At 57.9% G+C, this 6,278-nt stretch carries 2 protein-coding genes and 1 pseudogene; all 3 read right to left on the reverse strand.

The window, feature by feature from the left end; all coding sequences use genetic code 11:
• Nucleotides 1-133: 133 nt before the first annotated feature.
• Nucleotides 134-283 (reverse strand): annotated as a pseudogene (locus tag ACFPME_RS17550) (transposase); the annotation flags it as partial.
• 163 nt (nt 284-446) lie between these two features.
• A complete protein-coding gene (locus ACFPME_RS17555; RefSeq protein WP_377306987.1) occupies nt 447-803 on the reverse strand; it encodes a hypothetical protein in 357 nt (118 codons plus the stop codon).
• The gene (locus ACFPME_RS17560) at nt 804-6,056 is read right to left on the reverse strand and encodes an RHS repeat-associated core domain-containing protein (RefSeq protein ID WP_377306988.1); all 5,253 of its coding nucleotides are present in this window, start codon (nt 6,054-6,056) and stop codon (nt 804-806) included.
• Nucleotides 6,057-6,278: the final 222 nt, after the last annotated feature.

The raw sequence follows: 6,278 nt of genomic DNA on the forward strand, positions 1-6,278 counted from the left end.
CGAGCGTCTCTTCGCGGTGCCACTTACGCGTCGCCGTATACGGTTCGACGATCCGACCACACGTAAAGAAGACGCTGATCGCCTTGCAGCGCGAGAAGACGCTGGTCGATACCGCCAATGAAGCAGTTAATCCGGGCACGCTCATCCCGCCGAACTTGCTGCGCCACAGGTAGTAGGAGGCCTGGCTGAAGCCGTGCTGCCGGCACAGCTCCTTCACCGGCATGCCGGCCTCCGCCTCACGCAGGAAGCCGATGATCTGCTCTTCGGTAAACCGCTTCCTCACGTCCAATCTCCTTTGGATGGGGGATTGGACTCCAAACCACGGTGCTACTCAAAAGCGGGGGACGTCGCGCCTCAACGCATGGGGCGGACTCCGAAGCTTCGCGCTACTCAAGTTCTGCGGGCGTCGGGGTATAACTTTAGCGCTGGCTAAGTAGGTCTATTTTTCAGTCAGGGGTCATCCTTACCAAACGTAAGGCTCCGCCTGAGCGTTCAAATTCAACATGGTAAGCATGCCCTATTGATGCGTCTTTTTTTATATAAACATTTACACCGATCGACTCGTAATCACCCGAAAATCGGTAAGAAAACCCCCATAGCTTTGGAGTCATCGTTATGTTTTGAGAACTGGCCTGCATTGCTTGGTGCGCCTCGATAAGAGACTTTCCTTCACTCCATGTAGATGAATTAAGAAAGTAGATATAACCGCCTATCCAGGTAAAAATCAATAAAACGCTAATCGCAAGACTAAATACGAGCCCGCGTCTTAGGCTAAATGCACCGCTTTTGCGATAATGCTTCATTCAATATCCCAAGGTAATTTGACCGCCGGCAGCTGCTTGCAACTCCTGCTTCCAAGCCCAGTCAACGCCCCATGTCGGGGCTATTCCGCCATGTGCTTCCGAGTCTTTTTCTATCCCAGGATAAAAGGTGCGTCCGAGGTTTCCACTTAGCCCGGCTCCAACTGGTCCTATGTTACTACCCACGCCGGCGAATAGATCTAAACCAATACGAGCGTGCGAACAGTCGCCTGCTTTGGATCCTGGGCGTGAGCCACTCGGGGTATAAAGGTTGATGCTGTCGCCGAGCCCGAAACCAAAGCTGAAGGTTATAAAAAAGCCTCCATCATTTGGATCAACTCCAAATGTGACGCCACCACCAACTCCGGCGTAGAAACTGGCTCCAGAAGACCACAATCCGTAGGGATCGACATACATGACCGGGCTACTACCGGCATAAGCGTAAAGGTTGGATTGCCCACCTCTAAACCCCAGCGGGTCTTCCGAGATAAACCGCCCCAGCATCGGGGAGTAATACCGCGCCCGGTAGTAATACAGCCCCGGGGCATCCGCCTCGCGCCCCGTGTACAGGTACGGATTGGTGAAACCAGTGCTGTTGTCCATCTGTGTCACAGTGCCGTACGGGTCGTAGTTGTAACGCTGCCGGATCGCGCCGGTGGGATCCGTTAGAGCCAGCGTGCTGCCTAGCGCGTCGGTTAGGAAGTAGGTACGCCCGGTCACATCGTTACGCGCAAACCGCTCATCGGTGCCCAGCCCGGTGAGGATCGGGTTGATAGTGTTACCCAGTGTCTCCTGCACCGCATTGGCGCCGTCATACAAATACTGGGTCGGCGTGATGCCGCTCATGGCTTTGGCCGCGCGCCGTCCCAGCGCGTCATACGTATAGCTCGCCTGCACCGTACCGCCCGCGGTGATCTCGCTGAGCTGGTTGCGCGCGTTCCACGTATACGTATTGACGCCATCGCTGGTCAGGTTGCCGTTGGCGTCATAGCTCAGCGCACCACTGTTGAAGGTCGTCTGCCGATTGTTGAGGTCAAAGACGCCGTTCTGCGTGGTTGGCGTGGGCAGGATGTCTGTCGCGAAACTGCCGGTCTTGCTGACCCGCCGGCCGTCGGCGTCATAGCCGTAGGCCAGCGCACCCAGCGGGGTCTGGCTGGGCGTCGTGTAGTTGATGCCGGTCAGCTGATTGGCGTCGTCGTAGGCATACGCGACACCGATGCCATTGGGCAGGACCAAAGAGGTGCGGCGGTTGCTGGCGTCGTAGCCGAACTGCACGGTTTCACTGCCCTGGCTCAAAGAGGTTAGCCGATTCGCATTGTCATAGACGTAGTTGACGATCGCCTGCGCCGCGGGTGTCATGCTCGTGCGCCGGCCCGCTGCATCGTAGCCATAGCTAATGGTGCCCTGCGGCGTGACGGCTGCGGTGACGCGATCCAGCCCGTCGTAACCCCAGCTCAGACTGCCGGTATTGGTGTCGAGCAACTGGGTAACCCGGTTGCCCGCATCGTAGCTGGCCTGCGTCCCTGAGCCATCGGCGTAAGACACCAGGGTGCGTCGGTTCAGCGCATCGTACGAATACATGGTCACCTGCTGCTTGCGATCGGTGTGGGACATCACGTCCCCCATGCCATCGTAGGTCCATGAATCAACCTGGCCCAAGGCATCCGTGTGGGTCAGGGGGCGGTTGCGCAGATCGTAAGTCTCGCTGATCGCCGCTGAGCTCGGTAGCGTGACGCCGGTCGGATTTCCATTGCCGTCATAGCTGACGGTAGTGGACTGATTGAGCCCATCGGTGACTTGTACGACGCGGTCGTTGGTATCGTATTGAGCCAAGGTGACAATGCCTAACGGATCCTTGACAGCCGTGGGGCGACCCAAGGCATCAACCGCCAACAGGGTGGAACGTCCTAGTCCATCCGTCAGGCTTTCCAGGTCATAGCCTTGATAGCTCAACGTCGTGATATGACCCAACGGATCCTCTATTGCTGAGATCTGACCGGCGCTGTTGCACAAAATCGTCGTGCTGTGGTTCAGCGAATCGGTGATCCCGGATAAACAGCCGTTTTCGTAACTCATGGTGCTGGTATGACCCAGCGGGTCTGTAATCGAAGCCAGTTGGCTAAAGTCGGAGGTATAGCTGTATTGGTAACTGGTGGCATTGGCCGTGCCGGCGAGTCGAGTGACTTTGGTTACATTGCCCAAGTCATCGTAGGTATACGCCGTGGTGCGATTCAGAGCATCAGTGGTGCTATCGACTAGACCAGATGCTTCACGCACATAGGCGGTGGTTTGAGCCAACGATGTGCCGTAAGCAAAGGTATCCGTTAGCGGATATTTGCTGACCGGATCAAAGGTTAAATGTTCTTGATGGCCGTTGGGGTCGGTAACCGTTGTCGCCGTCACGGCCCCGCCGCTGTTGGTGGCGTAGGCGAATTGGTAGTACGTCTGATCTGCCAGCGTCTGTTTGTCGATGCGGCCGTTGACGTCGTAATGATTGGACACCCAGACGTTGCCGCGCCGGTCCTGCATGGTCAGCATGCGGTTGGCGCCGTCGTACGTGTATTGCTCGGTGGTCTGATCCGGATAAGTGACGGTACTTAGGGTGCCCCCGCTGCCGTAGGCGTAGCTCACTTGGCGACTCGTATTGTCCGTCGCGCTGACAATGCGATTGCCGCTGTCATAGCCGAAAACAATCGAACGGCCGCTGGGTGAGACGACCTGATCAAGCAGGCCGCCGTTGTAGTTCATCTGCGTCAGATTGCCGTAGCGATCCTGCATCCAAGCCAGCTGGTTGGGCGCGTGGCGGGTGAAGGCGTACTCCGTCCCGTCTTTCATCGTCAGGATCCAATGCGCACCGTCACTTGTGCCGTCGAACAGGAACTGTAGCGTTGCGCCATAAAAGGCCGAATTCGTGGCCGTATGTTCCCAAATGGTGGCGGGGGTAAAAGGCCAAGCGAGGCTGCCACTCACCAGGTTGAACACGATACCCTCACCACAAGGCATTACCACCTCGGGCGCGCTGAAATTACCGTCGGCGCTGTAGATGTGAATGCCATAATTCGAGTTGCCACCGATACCGAAAGCATGCGAACCGTTGTCATCTGAGCGATACGCTCGGGTCAGCGTCAGCGGCACAACGTCTCGTATCGCCAAATCATTCCATTCATGGAAGAACATCCCCGTCTGCAGGTCGACGGGTTGCGAACGAGTCGTTCCATTGCAGGTGCGACCACCGGGTGGAGAGGTGTTATTGAGCGAGGCACCCGCCCCTAGTGCCCAGACTACCGAGACGCCCGGATCCGGCGCGAGATGTTTTGCATCGGCGCTGACATGGCCGGATCCGTACATCTGCCAGCCGCTCTTGACGTTGTAGACCCAGAAGTCCGCTGACGTGTTGGGCTTCGCATGACCATAGTTCGGATACACCACCCGGACGCCCTGAGCCGTTCGTGGATCCAGCCCTTGAACCACCGCATCGCCGGGCTGGATGGTGAAGTACATCGGGAAGTTGTCGGGCAGCGGAAACGGGGCACGATCTACCGGTGTGGGTACGATGGCGATATGCGTAAGGACGTGCCCTTCGCGGTCCTTGAGGACTGTGCCCGCAGGAATGTGCAACTCCAGACCGGGCATATCGGGATGTGTGAGGACTACTTCGCGACTTGTGGGTGAAGGCAAAGTGATCTTGTCACGAGGCAGCACTCGGGGCAGGTACATCACGAACGGCATGTGGTTGACTGCGTTGGCCTTGATATCAGCCCCAACGAGAAAGCGACCGTATTCTTTCGCCCCATGGTTGGCGGTGCGGCCGTCGATGAACAACTCTCCTCGGCCTGCGGTCAATCCGTCGAGTACGAACAGTCCTTGTGCATTGGTGCGTGTTTTGATCCCCCCAATACTTACTTCGACATCGCCGACGGGTGTTTCATCGATTTGGCGCACCTGGCCGATGAGCGCTGTGGCGCCCTTGGCCAGACTTGCTGCCAGCGATCGCGTATCGGGAAGCGTCTGTCGTCTCTGGTACAGGCGCCAATGTGCTCCCGTTGCGTCCGGTGCGTTGTTCTGACCTGGGTACCAAGCGCCATCGCGAATAAAGCTATGGGCGCGACACAGCTGATCCGGCTCATGAGTCGAGCAAGACGTTTCGTGATCGCCACCGGCCATCAAATGGAGCGCTGGCCCAGTCACTGCATACGACGCGCTACCAGCGGACAGCGGAGCAGAGCCATGGCCTGCCACCTCTACCCCAGGAGACAACGTGGCTGTAGTGAAGCCGACTGCCGTATAAGGCACAGGGCGATCATCCGCCCGATGCAGGCCCTGCACAAACAGTGTGTAACGCGAACCTGGATACAAGTCATCCGGCAGTTGCACAAACGCCAGTCGCCCTCCTTCGACTCCGACGACACGCGTGGGCACTACGCCTGCGGGGCCTAGCAATGTCACAGTCTTACCGGTCAACTGCCGCATATCGACCGGCGCATTGAAACGGATGGCCAATGGGCCTTGCAACGGTGCTTGCTTCGCTTCAGATACAGGAAAGGTTGCTATTTCGGGTGTTGGTGCAGAAGCGGTCCTCGTGTCAGGCGACAGCGTCTGCGTGACCGGATCGAATCGAAGCGTACCCCTGACAGGTTGCCCGAGCAGATCCACGCCGCCCGTGATGCTGACGGAGCCATCTGCCTCCGTGCTGGCAGTGGCTTCAAGGCGCGGGCTGATGCTACCTATGACGGGTGCTATCTGCCGTTGCCGTGGGTCCCACAGCAAAGCAGTCGTGGCCGGCGTGCCCTGCGTTGACAGGCCACCGGTCATTAGCAGCCGTCCATCCGTCAACACCGTCAACGTATGGGCCGCACGGGCTGGCAAATTCAAATGCGCTGCGTGGATGAATCGCTGGGTTCCCGGCTCAAACCACTCACCAGTTGCAAGTACGTGGCCTTGCGCATCCATGCCACCCCACAGGAGAACATGACCCGTAGGCATTACCGTTACGGAGGCGAATCGACGGATCTGCGGCAGAGTCACTCGGTGATGGGCCGCCGGGCTATCGATGAGGTCAGCCCAGCCCTGTGCGCCATGAACTTCGAATACGCGTCCGTCAGGAAGCAGCGTTCGACTGATGTCAGCTGACGCTGGCAACGCATAGGAGTTACGAGAAGCGATAACCCGTTCCGCCATGGGGATACGGGCTAGCAACGCGGCTGAAGCACTCAGCGCCATGATGCCGAACACACCGGCGATTTTCGCGATACCCATGGATGCCTTTTCCCTTGCCATCACGTGATCCTTCGCTTTTCTTCCATCCCGATATGTAACTTCAAAGCACTTGTTGTTCTACTGAGGTACTACGATCACCTGGGCCGTCGCCGGTATCCCTGAAATGGTGTAGAAAGCCAACGTGTAGTCGCCGCTCGCCGGCAGGTTCGTCAGGTTCAACGTCGTCGAACCTGTCGTGCCAAAGGTCGTGTAAGGATAGGC

It is taken from the genome of Rhodanobacter umsongensis, from assembly GCF_042654965.1.
GTDB classification, from domain to species: domain Bacteria; phylum Pseudomonadota; class Gammaproteobacteria; order Xanthomonadales; family Rhodanobacteraceae; genus Rhodanobacter; species Rhodanobacter umsongensis.

Coding starts and splice junctions, on each gene's coding strand:
- ACFPME_RS17555 (WP_377306987.1), bottom strand. CDS start 803: ATGAAGCATTATCGCAAAAGCGGTGCATTTAGCCTAAGACGCGGGCTC.
- ACFPME_RS17560 (WP_377306988.1), bottom strand. CDS start 6,056: ATGGGTATCGCGAAAATCGCCGGTGTGTTCGGCATCATGGCGCTGAGT.